18 protein-coding genes are annotated in these 20,182 nt (G+C 60.1%); 8 read left to right on the top strand and 10 right to left on the bottom strand.

The annotated features are described in order from the left end of the window. Nucleotides 1-107: 107 nt before the first annotated feature. The gene (pyc, locus tag C7U61_RS18245) at nucleotides 108-3,569 is read left to right on the top strand and encodes a pyruvate carboxylase (RefSeq protein ID WP_106999472.1); all 3,462 of its coding nucleotides are present in this window, start codon (nucleotides 108-110) and stop codon (nucleotides 3,567-3,569) included. A gap of 98 nt (nucleotides 3,570-3,667) precedes the next feature. Here pyc and C7U61_RS18240 read toward each other — a convergent pair whose 3' ends face one another. The 5 genes from C7U61_RS18240 to C7U61_RS18215 all read right to left on the bottom strand — a co-directional run bounded on the left by C7U61_RS18240 (nucleotide 3,668) and on the right by C7U61_RS18215 (nucleotide 8,512). After that, a complete protein-coding gene (locus C7U61_RS18240; protein ID WP_106999537.1) occupies nucleotides 3,668-4,924 on the bottom strand; it encodes an MFS transporter in 1,257 nt (418 codons plus the stop codon). A gap of 247 nt (nucleotides 4,925-5,171) precedes the next feature. After that, nucleotides 5,172-5,933 carry an amino acid ABC transporter ATP-binding protein gene (locus C7U61_RS18230; RefSeq protein WP_106999471.1) on the bottom strand — a complete coding sequence of 254 codons (762 nt, stop codon included), beginning with the start codon at nucleotides 5,931-5,933 and terminating at the stop codon, nucleotides 5,172-5,174. Beyond that, entirely contained in the window at nucleotides 5,930-6,610 is a 681-nt protein-coding gene (locus C7U61_RS18225; protein ID WP_015341657.1) for an amino acid ABC transporter permease, read from the bottom strand. Before C7U61_RS18225 ends, C7U61_RS18230 begins: the two co-directional genes overlap by 4 nt. A gap of 89 nt (nucleotides 6,611-6,699) precedes the next feature. Further along, a complete protein-coding gene (locus tag C7U61_RS18220; protein WP_106999470.1) occupies nucleotides 6,700-7,473 on the bottom strand; it encodes an amino acid ABC transporter substrate-binding protein in 774 nt (257 codons plus the stop codon). Nucleotides 7,474-7,639: 166 nt separating this feature from the next. Then, a complete protein-coding gene (locus C7U61_RS18215) occupies nucleotides 7,640-8,512 on the bottom strand; it encodes a DMT family transporter (RefSeq protein WP_106999536.1) in 873 nt (290 codons plus the stop codon). Nucleotides 8,513-8,766: 254 nt separating this feature from the next. Here C7U61_RS18215 and C7U61_RS18210 point away from each other — a divergent pair, with 254 nt between their 5' ends. After that, nucleotides 8,767-9,966, top strand: a complete 1,200-nt coding sequence (locus tag C7U61_RS18210; RefSeq protein ID WP_106999469.1) for an MFS transporter — start codon at nucleotides 8,767-8,769, stop codon at nucleotides 9,964-9,966. A gap of 127 nt (nucleotides 9,967-10,093) precedes the next feature. Continuing rightward, entirely contained in the window at nucleotides 10,094-11,347 is a 1,254-nt protein-coding gene (gene ispG, locus C7U61_RS18205) for a flavodoxin-dependent (E)-4-hydroxy-3-methylbut-2-enyl-diphosphate synthase (protein WP_106999468.1), read from the top strand. 25 nt (nucleotides 11,348-11,372) lie between these two features. Here the strand turns inward: ispG and C7U61_RS18200 are convergent, their stop codons facing one another. Continuing rightward, on the bottom strand, nucleotides 11,373-12,014 hold the full coding sequence (locus tag C7U61_RS18200; RefSeq protein WP_106999535.1) for a LysE family translocator: 642 nt from the start codon (nucleotides 12,012-12,014) through the stop codon (nucleotides 11,373-11,375). Nucleotides 12,015-12,340: 326 nt separating this feature from the next. After that, a complete protein-coding gene (locus C7U61_RS18195; RefSeq protein WP_106999467.1) occupies nucleotides 12,341-13,255 on the bottom strand; it encodes a polyprenyl synthetase family protein in 915 nt (304 codons plus the stop codon). A 219-nt stretch (nucleotides 13,256-13,474) separates the two neighbouring features. Here C7U61_RS18195 and mtgA point away from each other — a divergent pair, with 219 nt between their 5' ends. The 3 genes from mtgA to rpmF all read left to right on the top strand — a co-directional run bounded on the left by mtgA (nucleotide 13,475) and on the right by rpmF (nucleotide 15,319). Continuing rightward, nucleotides 13,475-14,185 (top strand): monofunctional biosynthetic peptidoglycan transglycosylase, encoded by a 711-nt coding sequence (gene mtgA / locus C7U61_RS18190; RefSeq protein WP_106999466.1) that lies wholly within the window; start codon nucleotides 13,475-13,477, stop codon nucleotides 14,183-14,185. Nucleotides 14,186-14,313: 128 nt separating this feature from the next. Continuing rightward, a complete protein-coding gene (locus tag C7U61_RS18185) occupies nucleotides 14,314-14,961 on the top strand; it encodes a glutathione S-transferase family protein (protein ID WP_106999465.1) in 648 nt (215 codons plus the stop codon). Between the two features lie 172 nt (nucleotides 14,962-15,133). After that, nucleotides 15,134-15,319, top strand: coding sequence for a 50S ribosomal protein L32 (gene rpmF / locus C7U61_RS18180; RefSeq protein WP_003543812.1), 186 nt, complete (start codon nucleotides 15,134-15,136; stop codon nucleotides 15,317-15,319). 340 nt (nucleotides 15,320-15,659) lie between these two features. Here rpmF and phaR read toward each other — a convergent pair whose 3' ends face one another. After that, nucleotides 15,660-16,232, bottom strand: coding sequence for a polyhydroxyalkanoate synthesis repressor PhaR (phaR, locus tag C7U61_RS18175; protein ID WP_106999464.1), 573 nt, complete (start codon nucleotides 16,230-16,232; stop codon nucleotides 15,660-15,662). Nucleotides 16,233-16,469: 237 nt separating this feature from the next. On the opposite strand from phaR, the gene C7U61_RS18165 reads away from it, so the two are divergent. Together C7U61_RS18165 and phbB are read left to right on the top strand one after the other, a co-directional pair. After that, complete coding sequence (locus tag C7U61_RS18165) at nucleotides 16,470-17,651, top strand: acetyl-CoA C-acetyltransferase (RefSeq protein ID WP_106999462.1); 1,182 nt, start codon at nucleotides 16,470-16,472, stop codon at nucleotides 17,649-17,651. Between the two features lie 162 nt (nucleotides 17,652-17,813). Then, nucleotides 17,814-18,539: an acetoacetyl-CoA reductase gene (phbB, locus tag C7U61_RS18155; RefSeq protein ID WP_106999460.1), complete on the top strand. Its 726-nt coding sequence runs from the start codon at nucleotides 17,814-17,816 to the stop codon at nucleotides 18,537-18,539. A 450-nt stretch (nucleotides 18,540-18,989) separates the two neighbouring features. Here phbB and C7U61_RS18150 read toward each other — a convergent pair whose 3' ends face one another. Both C7U61_RS18150 and C7U61_RS18145 read right to left on the bottom strand, forming a co-directional pair. Next, nucleotides 18,990-19,244 (bottom strand): YMGG-like glycine zipper-containing protein, encoded by a 255-nt coding sequence (locus C7U61_RS18150; protein ID WP_106999459.1) that lies wholly within the window; start codon nucleotides 19,242-19,244, stop codon nucleotides 18,990-18,992. A 46-nt stretch (nucleotides 19,245-19,290) separates the two neighbouring features. Continuing rightward, nucleotides 19,291-19,446, bottom strand: a complete 156-nt coding sequence (locus tag C7U61_RS18145; RefSeq protein ID WP_015341639.1) for a DUF3309 family protein — start codon at nucleotides 19,444-19,446, stop codon at nucleotides 19,291-19,293. Nucleotides 19,447-20,182: the final 736 nt, after the last annotated feature.

Below are 20,182 nucleotides of genomic sequence, written 5' to 3'. Positions count from 1 at the left end.
TTTTGATGCCGGATGTCGCAGGAGAAATTGAACTTCCTGTGACAAGAAGTTAAGAATTCTCTTCGCGGGTGCAGCATTGCCCGTTTCGATGCCGTGAGGAGACAGCATTGCCCATTTCCAAGATCCTGGTTGCCAACCGTTCCGAAATCGCCATCCGCGTATTCCGCGCCGCCAACGAGCTTGGCATAAAAACGGTGGCCATCTGGGCCGAGGAAGACAAACTCGCACTGCATCGCTTCAAGGCCGACGAGAGTTATCAGGTCGGCCGCGGTCCGCATCTTGCCCGCGATCTCGGGCCGATCGAGAGCTATCTTTCGATCGACGAGATCATCCGCGTCGCCAAGCTTTCCGGCGCCGATGCCATCCATCCGGGCTATGGCCTGCTGTCGGAAAGTCCCGAATTCGTCGATGCCTGCGATGCCGCCGGCGTCATCTTCATTGGCCCACGCGCCGATACGATGCGCCAGCTTGGCAACAAGGTCGCGGCGCGCAACCTCGCAATCTCCGTCGGCGTGCCGGTCGTGCCGGCGACCGACCCCTTGCCTGACGATATGAAGGAAGTCGCCAAGATGGCGGCTGAAATCGGCTATCCGGTGATGCTCAAGGCGTCCTGGGGTGGCGGCGGGCGCGGCATGCGCGTCATCCGCTCCGAGGCCGATCTTGCCAAGGAAGTGACGGAAGCCAAGCGCGAGGCGAAAGCCGCCTTCGGCAAGGACGAGGTCTATCTCGAAAAGCTCGTCGAGCGCGCGCGCCACGTCGAAAGCCAGATCCTCGGCGACACGCACGGCAATGTCGTGCATCTGTTCGAGCGCGACTGTTCGGTTCAGCGCCGCAACCAGAAGGTCGTCGAGCGCGCGCCAGCGCCTTATCTCACCGAGGCGCAGCGCCAGGAACTGGCCGCCTATTCGCTGAAGATCGCCAAGGCAACCAATTACATCGGCGCCGGCACCGTCGAATATTTGATGGATGCCGACACCGGCAAATTCTACTTCATCGAAGTCAATCCGCGCATCCAGGTCGAGCATACGGTAACCGAAGTCGTCACCGGCATCGATATCGTCAAGGCGCAGATCCATATTCTCGACGGCTTTGCCATCGGCACGCCGGAATCGGGCGTTCCCAAGCAGGAAGATATCCGCCTCAACGGACATGCTCTGCAGTGCCGCGTGACGACAGAAGATCCGGAACATAACTTCATCCCGGACTACGGCCGCATCACAGCCTATCGCTCGGCCTCCGGCTTCGGCATCCGTCTCGATGGCGGCACCTCCTATACGGGTGCGATCATCACCCGTTACTATGATCCGCTGCTGGTAAAGGTGACCGCCTGGGCCCCGAGCCCACAGGAGGCGATCGCGCGCATGCATCGTGCGCTGCGCGAATTCCGAATCCGCGGCGTCGCCACGAACCTCACCTTCCTCGAAGCAATCATCACGCACGAGAAATTCCGCGACAACAGCTATACGACGCGCTTCATCGATTCCACGCCGGAACTGTTCCAGCAGGTCAAGCGCCAGGACCGCGCTACCAAGCTTCTGACCTATCTCGCCGATGTTACGGTCAACGGCCATCCGGAAACGCGCGGTCGTCCGGTACCTTCGCCCAAGGTGGCGCAGCCAGTGCTGCCCTATATCGACAGCAATATCCCCGACGGCACCAAGCAGTTGCTCGACAAGCTCGGCCCGCAGAAATTCGCCGAGTGGATGCGCAACGAGAAGCGCGTGCTGATGACCGACACGACGATGCGCGACGGCCATCAGTCGCTGCTTGCGACCCGCATGCGCACCTATGATATTGCCAGCGTCGCCGGCACTTATGCACGCGCTTTGCCGCAGCTTCTGTCGCTGGAGTGCTGGGGCGGCGCGACCTTCGACGTTTCCATGCGCTTCCTCACCGAAGATCCGTGGGAGCGCCTGGCGCTGATCCGCGAGGGAGCACCGAACCTGCTGCTGCAGATGCTGCTGCGCGGTGCCAACGGCGTGGGCTATACGAACTATCCCGACAATGTCGTGAAATACTTCGTCCGTCAGGCGGCCAAGGGCGGCGTCGATCTCTTCCGCGTCTTCGACTGCCTGAACTGGGTCGAAAACATGCGTGTGTCCATGGACGCCGTTGCCGAGGAAAACAAGCTCTGCGAAGCGGCGATCTGCTATACGGGCGATATTCTCAATTCGGCACGACCGAAGTACGATCTGAAATATTATACCGATCTTGCCGTCGAGCTGGAAAAGGCCGGCGCCCATATCATCGCGCTGAAGGACATGGCGGGCTTGCTGAAGCCGGCTGCAGCCAAGGTGCTGTTCAAGGCGCTGCGCGAGGCGACCGGTCTGCCGATCCACTTTCACACGCATGACACGTCGGGTATTGCGGCTGCGACGGTACTCGCTGCCGTCGATGCCGGCGTCGATGCCGTCGATGCGGCGATGGATGCGCTGTCGGGCAATACCTCGCAGCCCTGCCTCGGCTCGATCGTCGAGGCGCTGAAAGGCTCCGAGCGCGATCCGGGCCTCGATCCCGAATGGATCCGCCGCATCTCCTTCTACTGGGAGGCGGTGCGCCACCAGTATGCCGCCTTCGAAAGCGATCTCAAGGGACCGGCATCGGAAGTCTATCTCCACGAAATGCCCGGCGGGCAGTTCACCAACCTCAAGGAACAGGCCCGTTCGCTCGGCCTGGAGACCCGCTGGCACCAGGTGGCGCAGGCCTATGCCGACGCCAACCAGATGTTCGGTGATATCGTCAAGGTGACGCCGTCCTCCAAGGTGGTCGGCGATATGGCGCTGATGATGGTGAGCCAGGACCTGACGGTTGCCGATGTCGAGAACCCGGCCAAGGACATCGCCTTCCCAGATTCGGTGGTCTCCATGCTGAAGGGCGATCTCGGCCAGCCGCCGTCCGGATGGCCGGAAGCGCTGCAGAAGAAGGCGCTGAAGGGCGATAAGCCCTATACCGTCCGTCCCGGCTCGCTGCTTGCCGAAGCCGATCTCGACGCCGAGCGCAAGGTCATCGAGACCAAGCTGGAGCGCAAGGTCGACGATTTCGAATTTGCCTCCTATCTGATGTATCCGAAGGTGTTCACCGACTATGCACTGGCGGCCGACACCTATGGTCCTGTCTCGGTATTGCCGACGCCGGCCTATTTCTACGGTCTCAAGGAAGGCGATGAGCTCTTTGCCGAAATCGAGAAGGGCAAGACACTCGTCATCGTCAACCAGGCGATGACGGCGACCGACGAGAAGGGCATGGTGACTGTGTTCTTCGAGCTTAACGGCCAGCCGCGCCGCATCAAGGTGCCGGATCGCGCCCATGGGGCCTCCGGCAGCGCGGTGCGCCGCAAGGCCGAGACCGGCAACGCCGCCCATGTCGGTGCGCCGATGCCGGGCGTGATCTCCACCGTCTTCGTTTCGCCCGGCCAGGCGATCAAGGCTGGCGACGTGCTTGTTTCCATCGAAGCCATGAAGATGGAGACGGCGCTGCATGCCGAAAAGGACGGCACGATCTCCGAGGTACTGGTGCGCGCCGGCGACCAGATCGACGCTAAGGATCTGCTCGTCGTCTATGGCGCCTGAGCGGCAAGTGGGCTTATGAAGCCGACCGTCGGCCAAGATGCTGACCATCTTCTGCCGCAAAGTCTGACTGTTGCAGTCGGTTTTGCGGCAGCAGTGTCTTAACTCGGCTTGCTCAGATGCCGATCGAGGATGGCTGCCCAAAGGGCCGCCACGAGCGCGAATACCGCGGATGCCAGCATCAGGGCGAAAAGCATATGGATCGTTGGCGATCGCGCAATGAACAAGCCGCTGATCGAGCCGATCAGAGCGCCGCCTGATATCCGCATGGCGGCAGCGAGGCCCGCCGCCGTTCCTACAATATCCGACCTAACCGACATGGCGCCGCTATTGGCGGCCGGCATGGTCAACCCGTTGCCGATGCCGACGAAGATGCAGGGGCCGAAGAGCGCCAGAACCTCCGTCATGCCCGATAGCGATAAGGCGAGCCCAATTGACAGCCCGATGCAGGTCAGCAGCCGCGCGATGACGAGGATCGTGCCAAGCGGAATTCTTGCGCCATAGCGGCCAGCCAGATAGCTGCCGAGAATGAAGCCTGCGGGAACCAAGCCCATATAGAAGCCGAGTTTGGCGCTCGAACCGCCGAGCGCATCGCTTACGGTGAGCGGCGCTCCGCCGAGAAAGATGTAAAGCACGCCCATCGAGCATGCCATGCAGAGCGTATAGGCCCAGAATCGCGCCGAACGCAAAAGCAGGGTATAGGAGGCGAGGTAGTTTCCACGTCCCGCGGAGGCGGGCGCTTTCGATACTTTCAGTTCGCGCAGGGACAGGAGGAAGGCGGCGATGCCGAAGATTGCAAGGGCGACGAAGCTTGCCCGCCAGCCGAAAAGCTCGTCCAGCGATCCGCCGAACAGCGGTCCGACCATCGGCGCCAGCGCCCATCCCATGGCGAGATAGCCGAACTTGCTAGCCGCCCGGCGCTCGTCGGATGTTTCCTTGATGATGACGAGGGCGACGGAGTAGCACGGTCCGATGCAGGCCTGCATCATGCGACACAGCAGGAATACGCCGATAGTCGGAGCGAGAACGCAGCCGATCGACGCGACAATGAAAGTGGCCAGTGCCGTCAGGACGACCGGCCTGCGGCCGAACCGGTCCGATATCGCGCCGCCGATGGCCTCCAGGAATGCCGTGACGATGGAAAAGCCGGCGACCGAGAGGTTCACGAGAGCGAAATCGGCGTGGAATGCCGCCGATATTTTCGGCAGCGACGGCAGGATCATGTTGACCGGCAGCACGGCAAGCGCCGAGAGCAGGATGAGGGTTATCAGCCGCGGCTGCGCGGCGGCTCTTTCGCTTGTCGTGTCGTCGGTTGCTTGCCTGGATGAATGGTCGATGCGGCTTTCGGTGCGCGTCATGGCCTTGTCCGTCATGTGAGTGGGAGGTCGAGGGAGATCTGACGAGGCGCTGCCTAATTCCGGGCAATAAAAAAGGCCCCGTCAGGAGCCTGCTTACCGCGCATGGGTGCTTTCGCCGGATGGCTACGCCATCCTGCCCATGCGCCTTCCTACCACTACAAGAACGAGTGCCATGTTCATGGCATAAGAGCTAACCGCAAAGCCGTGCAGCGTCAATGCACGGCCCTCGGCAACACCGGCATCTTTCTCAGATGTCGTAGCTGAGGCCGGAATTCAATGTCGAGATGAATTGCTTTGTCCGCTCCTGCGAGGGGTTGGAGAAGACGTTGCGCGAGGAGCCGGTCTCGACGATGTTGCCCGCTTCCAGGAACACGACGTTGTTGGCGATCTTCGACGCCAGGCGCAGGTCATGCGTTGCCATGACCATCGTCGTGCCTTCATTGGCGAGCTTCCCTAGCACATCGACCACTTCGGCGGCGAGTTCCGGATCGAGCGCCGAAGTCGGTTCGTCGCAGAGCAGCACGCGCGGCGAGGGGGCGAGCGCGCGGGCGATGGCGACGCGCTGCTGCTGGCCGCCCGAGAGCGTCGAGGGCCACGCATCGATCTTGTGCGCCATGCCGACCTTGGTCAAAAGCTCGACGGCGCGGGCGCGGGCCTTGTCGGCCGGCCAGCGCAGCACGGTGGTCAGCCCTTCCATGACGTTGCCGATCGCGGTCTGGTGCGGAAAGAGCTGGAAATTCTGGAAGACCATGCCGGTCTGGCGGCGAATCTTCTGGATCTCCTGCCAGGAGGGCCTCTTGCCCGGCTGGAAAGTGGCCGTCTCCCCGCCGATGCGGATCGTTCCAGCGGTCGGAATTTCCAAAAGGTTGATGCAGCGGAGCAGCGTGCTCTTGCCGCCGCCCGAAGGTCCCACGAGCGCCGTCACCGTGCCTTCCGGGATCATCAGGTTGATATCCTTGAGGATGACATTGTTGCCGAAGCGCTTTTCGATATGCGAAAGCTCGATCATGCCTGTGCCTCCAGGGTGCCGCCCGAGCGGGCGAAGCGGCGTTCGAGGTAGCCCTGCAGCGTCGAAAGAAAGGTGCTGAGCACGAGATAGATGATAGCGGCCTCAATATAGAGGATCAGCGGCTCATAGGTCGTCGCCACGATGCGCTGCGCGGCCTGAAACAGCTCCGGCACGGTGATGGCGGCGGCAAGCGATGTATCCTTGACCAGCGAAATGAAGGTGTTCGACAGCGGCGGCACGGCAACGCGCGCTGCCTGCGGCAGGATGGTGCGGCTCATGGCCTGGCGCCAGTTCATGCCGATCGAATAGGCGGCCTCCCACTGGCCCTTCGGCACGGAGGAAATGACGGCGCGGATGATTTCGGACGTATAGGCGCCGACGCTCAGCGTAAAGCCGATGATGGCGGCCGGAAAGGCGTCGAGCAGGATGCCGAGGCTCGGCAGGCCATAGAAGATGACGAAGAGCTGCACCAGAAGCGGCGTACCGCGGATCACCCAAACATAGAAGCGGGCGATGGCCACGAACGGCGCCGGGGCAAACAGCCTGACGACGGCGGTGAGCAGACCGAGCAGGAGGCCGAGAACGAAGGTGATCAAGGTAAGCGGGATGGTGAAGACGAGCCCCGCCCAAAGCAGCGTGCCCAGTGACTCCCACATCAGTTGCAGCCAATGCTCCAAGGAGAAGCCTTTCAATCAATAACAGAATGCGTCCGGAGGGGACCCCGGACGCATCTTTTTCACAGTTTTATGTCTCTGCCTATGCCTTCTTACTTCGAAACGTCTTGGCCGAAGTATTTCTTGGAGATCTTGTCATAGGTGCCGTCGGCCTTGATGTCGGCCAGCGCCTTGTTGATCGCAGCAAGCAGTTCCGGCTCGCCCTTGCGGATGATGACGGCGGAGTAATCGGCATTGGCCTGCTGGGCCACGATCTTCACCGGCGCGTCGGGCTTGTGCTTCTTGAAATCGAGGAAGGAGAGGCTGTCGTTGATTGTCGCATCGGCGCGGCCGGTCAGTACAAGCTGGATCGACTGGTCGAAACCGTCGGTGCCGACGAGTTCGGCGCCGGCTTCGGTTGCGAGCTTGCCGAAGTTGCTGGTCAGCGATTGTGCCGCCTTCTTGCCCTTGAGATCGGCGAAATCCTTGATGCCGGTATTGCTGTCCTTGACGATCAGCACCGCCTTGGAGGCGATATAGGGCTCGGAGAAGTCATACTTCTTCTTGCGGGCTTCGGTGACGCCGACTTCGTTGATGACGGCATCATAGCGGTTGGCATCGAGGCCGGCGATCAGCCCGTCCCACTTGCCTTCCAGGAACTGCGCCTTGACGCCGAGCTTGGCAGCGATGGCTTCCGCGATCTCGACGTCGAAGCCGGTCAGCTTGCCGCTCTCGTCATGAAAGGTGAAGGGCGCATAGGTGCCTTCCGTGCCGACCTTGAATACGCCAGCCGACTGGATAGCCTTGAGGTTTTCGCCGGCATGGGCGGGGAGCAGGAACGCAGCCTGCACGAGGGCGGCGGCGGCAACAGTCTTCAACCAGTTCATCGTTTTCTTCCGTTTCTGGAGCGGTTTCATTCAATGTCGCATACATCGCAGAAAATTTGCACCGCGAAAGCGTAGAAAACTGCAAGATAAAGCGGCAATTGCGAATATTTTTCTCAAAGAGCATCGTGGATGGTTGTTACGCTATCCAGAAGGCCTTTAGCGCTGCTTAAGCCGCCGCCGTCCGCCTTTTAATCCGCTCGCTGACAATAATAATCAACCCGGCGCTCAGGATCAGGATGGCGCCGATGAAGGTATTGGCGCCGGGGATGTCGCCCCAGATGAGGTAGCCGAGCAGGAAGGCCCAGACGAGAGACGTATATTCGAATGGCGCGAGCACCGAAACGGGCGCCTGGCGCATGCCTTCGAAGAGGGCGAGCTGGCCCGCTCCGGCGATGATGCCTGTCAGCGCCAGCAGCACGATCTGGAACGGCGTCGGCGTGTGCCAGTGGGCGATCGCCATGCCGGCGGTCAGGATGATGAACAGGATGTTGGAGACGGCCATCTGGATATGGCTCTTTTCGTGCAGCGCGGTCTTGCGCAGGAGCACCATGCCGCTTGCCCAGAGGACGGCGGCCTGCAGAGCCAGATAGACCGGCCAGGAAATCGACAGACCCACCGGATTAGAGGCGATCACCACGCCGCAGAAGCCGACGCCGACTGCCATCCAGCGGGCGACGGTGACCTTTTCGCGCAGTACGATGGTTGCCAGGATCGTGCCGACGATGGGTGCTGCGTAATAGAGCGTGGTCACCTCGGCGAGCTGCAGGTAGGACGCTGCCGAATAATAGGAAATCCAGGCAATCAGGATGATGATGCTGCGCAGGATCATCGGCTTTATGATCGGCGAGCGCGCCACCTTCTGAACGAGCGAGGGGCCTTCGAAGACGAAACAGCCGGCCAAGATGGTGCAGCTTCGAATGAACAGAACCTGCCAGACGGGAATAGAGGCGACGAGCAGCTTCACCGCCGAATCGTGAGCGGTGAACAGCATGTAGGCAAGCACCGTAAGCAGGATGCCGTAGCTGATGGAGTTTTTCACGGAATGCACCAGAGGATGACCTCACTTGAGGCCGGCCGACGAATCTTTCAGGTTTAAAGCGATAGGAGCCTAATTTTACGCCGTCAATAGAACATTTGGTCAGGGCGATGTGGTGGCACGTTATTTATTTGGGGTTGTGGCGTCATCCTCTCCGCTTTAACAGACAGAGACGAAATGTGACTGCAGAGCCATTTTCGATCGTTGAGATTTCAATCGATTTAAATAGACTGCGGTGCAGATTTGGAGAAATTTTTATGGACAACAGAGCGAAAATGGAGGGTTTGAAGCAGCGCAGGAGCCCGTTTTTCACCAAATCACGTGCGGCAGTGTCGCTGATGTTCCTGCTGAACGGCTTCATGGTCGGTTGCTGGGCGCCGAAAATTCCCGAATTCGCCGAGCGGCTGCAACTGACGAAATTCGAGCTCGGCCTGATGATCCTCGTCTTCGGCGTCGGCTCGCTCGTCATGATGCCGCTTGCCGGCGCGCAGATCGCAGTGCGCGGCTCGCGCGTCGTCGTGCGCGCCTTTGCGGTGCTGCTGCTGCCGATGATTCTGGCGCTGACGCTCGCGCCGAATGTCTTGACGGCGGCCATCGCGCTCTTTCTCTTCGGCGGTTTCATCGGCGCAATGGATGTGGCCATGAACGCCAACGCCGTCTCGGTCGAAAAATCAATGCGCCGGGCGATTATGTCCTCCTGCCATGCCTTCTGGAGCCTCGGCGGGCTTTTGGGCTCGGCGATCGGCGGCCTCCTGATTTCGCGTTGGGGCGTTCTCGCCCACGCGGAAGCCTCGACCGCGATTGCCGTGCTTTTCCTAGCCATTGCCTGGCCGATGGTGCTGGGCGATCAGCCGCATCACGATGAGGCCAAACCGAAGGCAAGGCTGCCAATGATCCCGCTGCCCTGGCTGCTCGGCATCGTCGCGCTGTTCTGCATGGTGCCGGAAGGCGCGGTTCTGGATTGGAGCGCGCTCTATCTCAGCCAGGAAAAGGGGGCCTCGGTGGCGTTGTCCGGCTTCGGCTTCGCCGCTTTCTCCGCCACCATGGCGACGATGCGCTTCGCCGGCGATTTCGTGCGCGATTGGCTGGGCGCCATTAAGACGCTGCGCGTCTGCACCGTCTTCGCCATCGTTGGCATGCTAACGGCCGCGCTGGCGCCAAGTGCCGAGATTGCCATTCTCGGCTTTGCGCTCTGTGGCATCGGAATTTCCAACATGGTACCGATCGCCTTTTCCGCCGCCGGCAATATTCCAGGGCTGCAGCCCGGCATCGGCATCTCCGTCGTTACCACGCTCGGCTATTCCGGCATGCTGGTCGCGCCCTCGGCCATCGGCTTTGCCGCCGAGCATGTCGGCTTCTCGCCCGTCCTGATGGCGCTGCCGGTGCTGCTGCTCGTCGTGCTCGCCTTGTCTTCGCTGGCGCGTTATGCCGACGGGATCGGGGACGCCAAGCATTAATTTCGTCGCTTTTGCCCGGTAACGGCTAAGTTCCGTCCGATCAAAAGAGATTGCCGCCGCGGTTGACAACGATCATTTCGTGATCCACCTGAAAGGCACCCATTTTCGAGGCCTGCGAGAGCTTTCCATGTCGTCCGCTACCGATTTCGATCCGAAACCGCGCCGCTCCTCCGTTGCCGTCGATGTCGGCGGCGTGATCGTCGGCGGCGGTGCCCCCGTCGTCGTGCAATCCATGACCAATACCGACACGGCTGATATCGACTCGACCGTGGCTCAGGTTGCCGCCCTCTACAGAGCCGGTTCCGAACTGGTGCGCATCACCGTCGATCGCGATGAAAGCGCTGCCGCCGTGCCGAAGATCCGCGAGCGACTGCTGCGTCTCGGCATGGATGTGCCGTTGATCGGCGATTTCCATTATATCGGCCACAAGCTGCTCGCCGATCATCCGGCCTGCGCCGAGGCGCTGGCGAAATACCGCATCAATCCCGGCAATGTCGGTTTCAAGGACAAGAAGGACAAGCAGTTCGCCGAAATCATCGAGATGGCGATCCGTTATGACAAGCCGGTGCGCATCGGCGTCAACTGGGGCTCGCTCGATCAGGATCTGCTGACCGCGCTGATGGACAAGAACGCCGCCGAGGGCTCGCCATTGTCCGCCCGGCAGGTGACCCGCGAGACTATCGTGCAGTCCGCGCTGATCTCGGCCAGTCTCGCAGAAGATATCGGCCTGCCGCGCAACCGCATCATCCTGTCGGCCAAGGTCAGCCAGGTGCAGGATCTGATCGCCGTCTATTCCATGCTGGCCGAGCGTTCCGACCATGCGCTGCATCTGGGCCTCACGGAAGCCGGCATGGGCTCGAAGGGCATCGTCGCTTCCTCCGCCGCCATGGGCTATGTGCTGCAGCACGGCATCGGCGATACGATCCGCGTTTCATTAACGCCCGAGCCGAATGGCGATCGTACCCGTGAAGTGCAGGTGGCGCAGGAACTGCTGCAGGTCATGGGTTTCCGTCAGTTCATCCCCGTCGTCGCGGCATGTCCCGGCTGCGGCCGCACCACCTCGACGGTCTTCCAGGAACTGGCGCAGAACATTCAGAACGACATCCGCAAGAACATGCCGGTCTGGCGCGAGAAATATCCGGGCGTCGAGGCGCTGAACGTCGCCGTCATGGGCTGCATCGTCAACGGTCCCGGCGAAAGCAAACATGCGGATATCGGCATTTCGCTGCCCGGTACCGGCGAGACGCCGGCCGCCCCCGTCTTCATCGATGGCCAGAAGGCGATGACGCTGCGCGGTCCAAACATCGCCTCCGATTTTGAGGCGCTGGTGACGGATTACATCGAGAAGCGATTCGGCCGAAAGAACGTCGCGGCGGAGTGATCCGCCGCTTAAAGCCAAGGCTGGATTATATGTTGCTCGTCAGCAGCTTGATGCCGGCGAAGCAATAGAAGCCGGCCATGGCGCCCTCGATCCAACGGCGGGCATTGCGATATACTTTCAGCGCATGCGATGTCGAAAACAGGATCGCATAGCCCATGAACACCAGAAGACCGGTCGTGCAGCAGACGGCGATGATCAGCACCGCCACGGAGGCAGGCGCACCCTGCGGCATGCCGAGCGCGATGATGGCGAGCCAAGCGAAGATCGCTTTGGGATTGGTGACATGGATGCCGTAGCCGCGCAGCACCAGTGATTTGAAAGCTGGCGTCTTCTGCTCCATCGTGGCGATCGGCAGCTCGCCGCCGGCGCGCACGGCACGGAACGCCTTGTAGGCAAGATAGAGCAGATAAATGCCGCCGAAGATCTTCAAAACCTCCAGCGCCATCGCATAAGTCTGCAACAGCGTCGCAAGACCTGCCGCTGCGGCAATCGCCCAGGTCAGTGACCCCCCGAAAATTCCCAGCGAGATCGTCATGCCAGCCTTGCGGCCATGGGTCATCGACGTGCCGATGATGGCCATGATGGCTGGGCCGGGGCTAATGACGGCGACGAGATAGGCGATATAGGCCGGCAGGATCTGCGGCAGGTAGGCAAGCGTTTCATGCATGGAGAATATTCCCGAAGCGTCGGCTGGCGCGAAGAATTCTGCATCCACCGGCCAGTCTCGGATCGGCAATCTGTCATAGAAAGCGGCGGAAATCACCCGGCACTGTCATGGATTCTTGTGATGGTGACATTTCATGGCTGAATGGATGGGCCGTGGCTGGATGGGCGGGCCGATAGCCGAGCGGACGGCGCACCGTCCGGCGGCACCCTGAAGGTGCTTAGAGTATTCCGCATTTCCTCGAATCGCGAAAACGCTCTATGTACTTGTTTCTTTACGCATTTCGGACGGAAACCGCTGCGTATTTTTCCTGGAATGCTCTCTAGGGATCAGCTCTTGCGGTTTGCGACGAAGCGGGCGGTTTCCATCAGGATATCCGCCCTGGCGCCATAGCCGGACAACAAGTCGGCCGCTTCGCTCACCAGCCTTGCGAGCGTGGTTTCTGCCCATTCCTGACCATGCAGGGCGACCAGCGTGCCCTTGCCGCGGCCGGCATCCTTGCCGGTTGCCTTTCCCATGGTGGCGGCATCGGCGGTCAGGTCGAGAAGATCATCAGCAAGCTGGAATGCGAGCCCGATCTTTTCGCCGAAAGTCCTGAGGCGCTTGCGGTCTTCCGCCGGGGCGCCGGCGATGATGGCGGCGGCCTCGCAGGCAAAGCGGATCAGCGCGCCCGTCTTCATCGCCTGCAGGGTGGTGATGCCCTTTTCGTCGGGCGTTTCCTTCTCGGCGGCGAGATCGAGGGCCTGGCCGCCGGCCATGCCGCCAATGCCGGCTGCGCGTGCCAGCGCCAGCACGAGAGCCATTTTCCGGTCCGCCGGCAGCTCCGTCTCGGGGGCGGCGATGATGTCGAAGGCATAGGTCAGCAGGCTGTCGCCCGCAAGAATCGCCGTCGCGTAATCGAAGGCGATATGCACGGTCGGCTGGCCGCGGCGCAGGTCGTCATTGTCCATAGCAGGAAGATCGTCATGGACGAGGGAATAGCAGTGCACGCATTCGAGGGCGGCGCCGACCCGCAGTGCCGCCTCGGCATTACCGCCGAGAAGGGCTGCCGATTCCATGACGAGGAAGGGACGCAGCCGCTTGCCGCCGTTCAGGACGCCATGACGCATGGCGCTCAGCAGCCTTTCGGGGCGGACGATCTCGTCATTCAGACTGCCGTCAGCGAGAAGCCGGTTCAGCAGAGCTTCGGTCTTGCCGGCATTGTCCTTGAGACGGTGCTCGAATGAGGAATGGGTGCTGTCCATGGGCGCTGTTTGGCATGAGAGGCCGTTGCTGGCAACGACAATTGTCGACAGTGAGGTGGGAATTGCGCCGCACTCTGGTCATGGCTTCGTGTAGACGATATGACGGAGGCAGCATCAGAGCGTTTCCCGGATGCATTAAAGGGTTGTACCCGGGATGGAGCGATCGTGGACGTCAGGCACGTGAACATATCGACTGATAATGAGGAGGAGGAAGCCGAGGTGTTGCAACGCTCCTCCCCGTTGGCGCCCTTCAGAGCAAGGCCAATTTGGCAGCGTATCGTGCTCATATTGATCGGCGTCCTCCTGCTGCCCTATCTCTTCATCGTTGTTTATCTGCTGCCGTTCATCCACCCCGTATCCACCCTGATGATCGGCGATGCCGTAAGCTTTCAGGGGTATGACCGCCGCTGGGTCCCGCTGGATAAAATCGCGCCGGTGCTGGTGAAATCCGTCATGGTCTCGGAGGACGGGCAGTTCTGCTTTCACGGCGGCGTGGATTGGGGCGAGATGCGGGTTCTTGTCAAGGAGACGCTGAGCGGCAACTCCACCCGCGGCGGCAGCACAATCCCGATGCAGACGGTGAAGAACCTGTTTTTATGGAATGGCCGCTCCTTCGTGCGCAAGACGCTGGAATTGCCGCTTGCGGTTTCCGCCTCGGCCGTCTGGTCAAAACGCCGGATGATGGAGATCTATCTCAATATCGCCGAGTGGGGTCCGGGCATTTACGGCATCGAGGCGGCGGCCCGCTATCATTTCAAGGTGCCGGCTTCCAAGCTCACTGCACGTCAGGCAGCCCTCCTTGCCGTTTCGCTTCCAAATCCGATCGACCGGGTGGCTAGCAGGCCGGGACGCGGGCTCAGTCAGCTTGCCTCGCTGATCCAGCGCCGCGCGCGCAACGCAGATGCATATATCAAATGCCTTTATGACTGACATCAGAACTTGTCGTTCGATCGGCTTGTCGTCATCTGGCATTCTTGGCCATTACCTAAGGGCGGATATGAACCATTTCAAAGGATTTTTCCCTCCGGGTTCCGGCGCTGACAAGGAAACATGCGATTATGGACAAGCTCACCCTCTATATCGGCAACAAGAATTATTCGTCGTGGTCGTTCCGACCGTGGATTGCTTTTGAAGGGTGCGGCATTCCCTTCGAAGAGGTGCTGATACCTTTCGATTTTCCAGGTGGAAATCCGCGCATTCGTGAAGTGTCGCCGACGGGCAAGGTGCCGATGCTGGTCCACGGCGGCTTCAAGGTATGGGAATCCTTCGCCATCATCGAATATGCGGCCGAGCTTTTCCCGGATGCCGGGCTTCTGCCAACGGATCGCCAGGCGCGTGCGTTGGCGCGATCCTACAGCATGGAGATGATTTCTGGTTTCAGTGCCCTGCGCAACGCCTGCCCGATGAACATGCGCCGTCCGGTCGCCCGCCGCGATCTGCCCGAGGGGGTGATGAAGGACGTAGCGCGCATCGAGACTATCTGGCGCGAGGCGCGAGCCTTTTCGGGCGGACCTTTCCTGTTCGGAAGCTTTTCTGGTGCGGATGCCATGTTTGCCCCCGTCGCCAGTCGTCTGGAACGGTATGACATCGCGGTTGCCGCGGATACGCGGGACTATATGGCGGTCATGAAAGCGCTGCCTGCCTGGCAAAAATGGGAGGATGCCGCATTGCGGGAAACATGGACCGTGCCGGAGGATGAGGCCTGATTCCGCTTCGACGATCCGCGAATCTGGTGTGGTGGGCAAAAAATGCTATTAGGGACTGGTCAAAGCCCACTAAGCCATGTATAAGCCCGCCCAATTTCCGAAATTGATGCATGTCTGTTTCGGCCGCCTTGCTGGCCGCGGATATGTTTCGTCCGTACATGGAGTAACGAGAATGGCTGTACCGAAGAGAAAAACGAGCCCGTCCAAGCGCGGTATGCGCCGCTCTGCTGACGCCCTGAAGGCTCCGACCTACGTCGAAGACAAGAATTCCGGCGAACTGCGTCGCCCGCACCACATCGACCTGAAGACCGGCATGTATCGCGGCCGTCAGGTCCTGACGCCGAAGGAAAGCGCATAATCCAGCGCTGCCTTGATGGCATGAATTAAAGGCTGGCGGTTCGCCGGCCTTTTTCCGTTTGTGGTTGGGGTGAATGGGCGGGTGAAGAGCGGCTTATGGATATGCGGTAACTCTGATACTCCCCTTTGTCGCTTTCGCGACATCTCCCCACAAGGGGGAAATTGTTGGGAGTATACTGCCCGCCGTCGCCAACCAATAAACGCCAGTTTCCGTGGATTCGATATTCGATTGAGGCGAGAGAGTTCTGCAAGCTACCGATCCCCCCTTGTGGGGGAGATGTCGCATCAGTGACAGAAGCGGGTGAAAGCTGTCCATGAATTCATAGGCACGCCGCCAGATTTCAAAGGCTATCCAGCTTGCTCTGCATGGCGCGGAGCTGTTCCTTCAATTCATCGATGTCCTTGGCTTCGGGCCTGCGGCTTTCCTTGGCCGGCGGCTTCATGAAGGGCGAGAACATCTGCATGGCCTGCTGGAACATCTCGGTGTTACGGCGAACTTGCTCCTCGACCATCTGCATGGGCAGTTGCAAGTTCTTGCCGAGCGGCGTCTCGCCGAAGGCGCGATTGATTTGTTCGCGCATCTGCGTCTGCTGCTCCGTGAAGGCGCGCATGGAGTGCTCGAGGAAGCTCGGCACCACCATCTGCATCTGATCGCCGTAATAGCCGATCAGCTGCCGGAGGAAGGAAATCGGCAGTAGCGTGTTGCCGGTCTTCGATTCCTGTTCGAAAATGATCTGTGTCAGGACCGAATGTGTAATATCTTCGCCGCTCTTGGCGTCCTGCACGGTGAATTCCTCGCCCTTCTTCACCATCTCCGCCAGATCGTCCAGCGTCACGTAGGTGCTGGTGCCGGTATTGTAAAGCCGGCGATTGGCGTATTTCTTGATTACGATCTGGCCCTCGTTCTTTGCCATTATCAGTCTCCTGGCCCCGTCTGATTGTATGGAAACTCCTCCACCTCGGAGTGTAGACGCAAAAGAAGCTTGGTGACAATCGGTTTGTGCGATGCGGCAAGGCCTTTCCCTTGGTAGGATTTTTGACGGCGGTGACCGCTCGTGAATCTGCCCGACGAAAATTCTTGCTGTTTGACTCGGACGCAAAGCTTTGACAGTTTCGCCTCATATACGTGTCCATTCTGTGAGGAGGCTTCCATGAGCAGTTCATCCATCGTCGTCGCCAGCGCTGCCCGCACCGCCGTCGGTTCGTTCAATGGCGCGTTCGCGACCGTTCCGGCTCATGAACTCGGCGCTGCCGCGATCAAGAGTGCGCTGGAGCGCGCCGGCGTCGATGCCAAGGAGGTCGACGAAGTGATCCTTGGCCAGGTGCTTCAGGCGGGCGAAGGGCAGAATCCGGCCCGCCAGGCCGCGATGAAAGCCGGTATTGCCCAGGAAGCGACCGCATGGGGCGTGAACCAGCTTTGCGGTTCCGGCCTGCGTGCCGTGGCGCTCGGTCTGCAGCAGATCGCAACGGGTGACGCGAAGATCATCGTCGCCGGCGGCCAGGAATCCATGTCGATGGCGCCGCATGCCGCGAACCTTCGCTCCGGCACCAAGATGGGCGACATGAAAATGATCGACACCATGATCAAGGATGGCCTGACGGACGCCTTCTACGGCTACCATATGGGCATCACGGCGGAAAATATCGCTCGCCAATGGCAGCTTTCGCGCGAGGAACAGGATCAATTCGCCGTTGCTTCGCAGAACAAGGCAGAAGCTGCGCAGAAGGCCGGCCGCTTCAAGGACGAGATCGTTCCCTTCACCATCCAGACGCGCAAGGGCGACATCACCGTCGATGCCGACGAATATATCCGCCATGGCGCGACGCTGGAGGCGATGACGAAACTGCGTCCGGCCTTCGACAAGGAAGGTACTGTCACCGCCGGCAATGCTTCCGGCCTTAATGACGGTGCGGCCGCGGCCGTGCTGATGACCGAAGCGGAAGCCTCGCGTCGCGGCATCCAGCCGCTCGCCCGTATCGTGTCCTGGGCGACCGCCGGCGTCGATCCGCAGATCATGGGCACCGGGCCGATACCCGCCTCGCGCAAGGCCTTGGAGAAGGCCGGCTGGTCCGTCAACGACCTCGATCTCGTTGAGGCCAATGAAGCCTTTGCCGCGCAAGCCTGCGCCGTCAACAAGGATCTCGGCTGGGATCCGTCGATCGTCAACGTCAACGGTGGCGCGATCGCCATCGGCCATCCCATCGGCGCCTCCGGCGCCCGCGTCCTCAACACGCTGCTGTTCGAGATGAAGCGCCGCGGCGCACGCAAGGGCCTTGCCACGCTATGCATCGGCGGCGGCATGGGTGTCGCCATGTGCTTCGAGGCGCTCTAGAGGCAAAGAAGCAGAGCATGATGTCATCCGAAAACCGCGTGCACTTTTCGGCATCATGCTCTGGGGCGTCTTGAAGGAAGTTTTCCAGAAGAAATGGTGAAAGCGAGCGGGCGACCCGACCTTTGGGCGTCCCGCCTCCGCAGCAAAAAAGGGGAATGGCACATGAGCAGAGTGGCATTGGTAACCGGGGGCACCCGCGGCATCGGCGCGGCCATTTCGATGGCGCTGCACAATGCGGGTTACAAGGTGGCGGCGACCTATGCGGGCAACGAGGAGAAGGCCAGGGCCTTCCACGATGTAACCGGTATCTCCGTTCACAAGTGGGATGTGACGGACTACGAGGGCTGCGGCAAGGGCATTGCCAAGATCGAGCACGATCTCGGCCATGTCGACATCCTGGTCAACAATGCCGGCATCACCCGCGACGCCATGTTCCACAAGATGACGCCGCAGCAGTGGCACGAGGTCATCAACACCAACCTTACCGGCCTCTTCAACATGACGCACCACGTTTGGCAGGGCATGCGCGACCGCAGCTTCGGCCGCGTCATCAACATCTCTTCGATCAACGGTCAGAAGGGGCAGATGGGGCAGGCAAACTACTCCGCTGCCAAGGCGGGCGATCTCGGCTTCACCAAAGCCCTCGCGCAGGAAGGGGCCGCCAAGAACATCACGGTCAACGCGATTTGCCCCGGCTATATCGGTACGGAGATGGTGCTGGCAGTGCCGGAGAAGGTGTTGAACGAGCGCATTATCCCGCAGATTCCGGTGGGACGTCTTGGCGAGCCCGAAGAAATCGCCCGCATCGCGGTCTTCCTGGCCAGCGACGATGCCGGTTTCATCACGGGATCGACGATAACGGCCAATGGCGGCCAGCTTTTCGTGTAGAGCAATTCGGGAAAAGCGCGGGTCATTTTCCGTGGGAGCCGCGTGAGGCCATGAAATGGAGCGGCTCAGGGCAATAGAACCGCTTCGGCCGTTATATCGTTATATCAGCAACGGAAGAGTTCAGCCGGCAATCATCCTCTTGGTGAACTTGCCTGCTGTCGATGGCGTGGCTTAAATTCTAGGATGACGGCCTCAAACGTGCCCCGCCGTTTTTCTCTGCCCCGTGCTCTTGCTGCGCTTGCGAGAACATAAAAAGTGGTGCCGGTAAGCACGAATGCTGCAATGCTTGCGATAATTGCGGCCATGATGCCGTTCCTTTCTCAAAATACTGCCACCTCGCCGTAACTGATGGCGCGGAAAGAAGATTTTGTGGGGGGAACTGCCGCTCCCTGAATTGTTCAAGGGCGAATCCTGGTCGGCCGCAATCGAGGCGGCCGGCCAGGCAATGCTTTAGCGGCAGCGAGCCTCGTAACGATGACCGTAGCGGTCGCGATAGATGCAGTAGCCGCGACGGTCTTCCGAACGTCCGATGAGGTTGCCGACTACGCCGCCAGCGACTGCGCCAACAGCGGCACCTCCCCAGCTATGGGTGGCGACGCCACCGATTAGCGCGCCTGTACCGGCGCCGATAGCCGTACCTTTTTCTGTGGATGTGCAAGACGCCAATGCGCCGACGAGGGCGATCGCGACAATGATCTTCTTCATGGTGTTAGCTCCCTTATGTTGCGAGGTTTTGAACAATGTCTGCGGATTAGATGCGCCCCATCAATAGCAGAATGAGGACAATGACAAGAACCAGCCCCAGACCACCCGATGGTCCATATCCCCAGGACCGGCTGTAACCCCAGCTGGGAAGCGCGCCGACCAGCAGCAGAATTAGTATGACAAGCAATACCGTACCAAGCATAATTTGTGTCCTCCATGTCCATCACCGGAATTCGCGCCATATCGCTGTTTGATGTGGCGTTATCCTTCCAGCGTTTCAGCTCAATCTGTTCCAGCGAATGGGCCGAATTCCTCAATTCTGCTCATAGAAACTTGCATGTGCGGCAATTGTTCCGGCTGAGAAATAAAAATGCGGGTGCGAGCAGCCGGGATGCTCAACGAAATGTTAATGCGATCGCATCGGGTGACCGGTTACTACGGGCAAGGCAAATCGCCTGTATGGTTAAAATATGTTTAAAATACAAGGGTTTGTGGTGAACGAAACGTGAAAGGCCGGATGTCCGCGATTCGTCGGCGATTCGTTCCGCATTTGAACTTTAGTGAACGGCAGTGCGACTGTCGGCGTGCGGAATACACGGGAATTACCGCCGGCAATATCGTTCAGGTGGTGCGCTTATGGATGGATTGGTTAATTGGCAGCGAACTCCACGACGGTATCGTCGTTCGAGCCGATCTCCATGTCGCGATGCTGTTCCGCCGAAATACAACATATAGCCGTGAACAAATGCGATACCTGCTCTTATCCGCGATTCGTCACCGATTCGTTCAGGCTTTGATCAATGTGTTAATGGCTGCAGCTTACGCGTGTATATACTGATTCATAATTGCGGCACTCGTCAAAAGACCGGTCGCAATCCCAGATTCGGCGTGGTTCGCAGTCTCAACCAACAAGAGTCCGGTGTTTTCCGGCTGAGAAA

The sequence above is a fragment of the Rhizobium sp. JAB6 genome (assembly GCF_003024605.1).
GTDB lineage: Bacteria > Pseudomonadota > Alphaproteobacteria > Rhizobiales > Rhizobiaceae > Rhizobium.
The sequence above is the reverse complement of the archived record's forward strand: the minus strand, read 5'-3'. Positions and strand labels throughout refer to the sequence as shown.

Bases quoted from the DNA above. Each gene is read 5' to 3' on its own strand.
- C7U61_RS18220 (WP_106999470.1), bottom strand. From the start codon at position 7,473: ATGAACTGGTTGAAGACTGTTGCCGCCGCCGCCCTCGTGCAGGCTGCG.
- C7U61_RS18210 (WP_106999469.1), top strand. From the start codon at position 8,767: ATGGACAACAGAGCGAAAATGGAGGGTTTGAAGCAGCGCAGGAGCCCG.
- C7U61_RS18185 (WP_106999465.1), top strand. From the start codon at position 14,314: ATGGACAAGCTCACCCTCTATATCGGCAACAAGAATTATTCGTCGTGG.
- C7U61_RS18195 (WP_106999467.1), bottom strand. From the start codon at position 13,255: ATGGACAGCACCCATTCCTCATTCGAGCACCGTCTCAAGGACAATGCC.
- C7U61_RS18145 (WP_015341639.1), bottom strand. From the start codon at position 19,446: ATGCTTGGTACGGTATTGCTTGTCATACTAATTCTGCTGCTGGTCGGC.
- rpmF (WP_003543812.1), top strand. From the start codon at position 15,134: ATGGCTGTACCGAAGAGAAAAACGAGCCCGTCCAAGCGCGGTATGCGC.
- C7U61_RS18165 (WP_106999462.1), top strand. From the start codon at position 16,470: ATGAGCAGTTCATCCATCGTCGTCGCCAGCGCTGCCCGCACCGCCGTC.
- C7U61_RS18230 (WP_106999471.1), bottom strand. From the start codon at position 5,933: ATGATCGAGCTTTCGCATATCGAAAAGCGCTTCGGCAACAATGTCATC.
- phaR (WP_106999464.1), bottom strand. From the start codon at position 16,232: ATGGCAAAGAACGAGGGCCAGATCGTAATCAAGAAATACGCCAATCGC.
- C7U61_RS18200 (WP_106999535.1), bottom strand. From the start codon at position 12,014: ATGCATGAAACGCTTGCCTACCTGCCGCAGATCCTGCCGGCCTATATC.
- phbB (WP_106999460.1), top strand. From the start codon at position 17,814: ATGAGCAGAGTGGCATTGGTAACCGGGGGCACCCGCGGCATCGGCGCG.
- ispG (WP_106999468.1), top strand. From the start codon at position 10,094: ATGTCGTCCGCTACCGATTTCGATCCGAAACCGCGCCGCTCCTCCGTT.
- C7U61_RS18150 (WP_106999459.1), bottom strand. From the start codon at position 19,244: ATGAAGAAGATCATTGTCGCGATCGCCCTCGTCGGCGCATTGGCGTCT.
- C7U61_RS18240 (WP_106999537.1), bottom strand. From the start codon at position 4,924: ATGACGCGCACCGAAAGCCGCATCGACCATTCATCCAGGCAAGCAACC.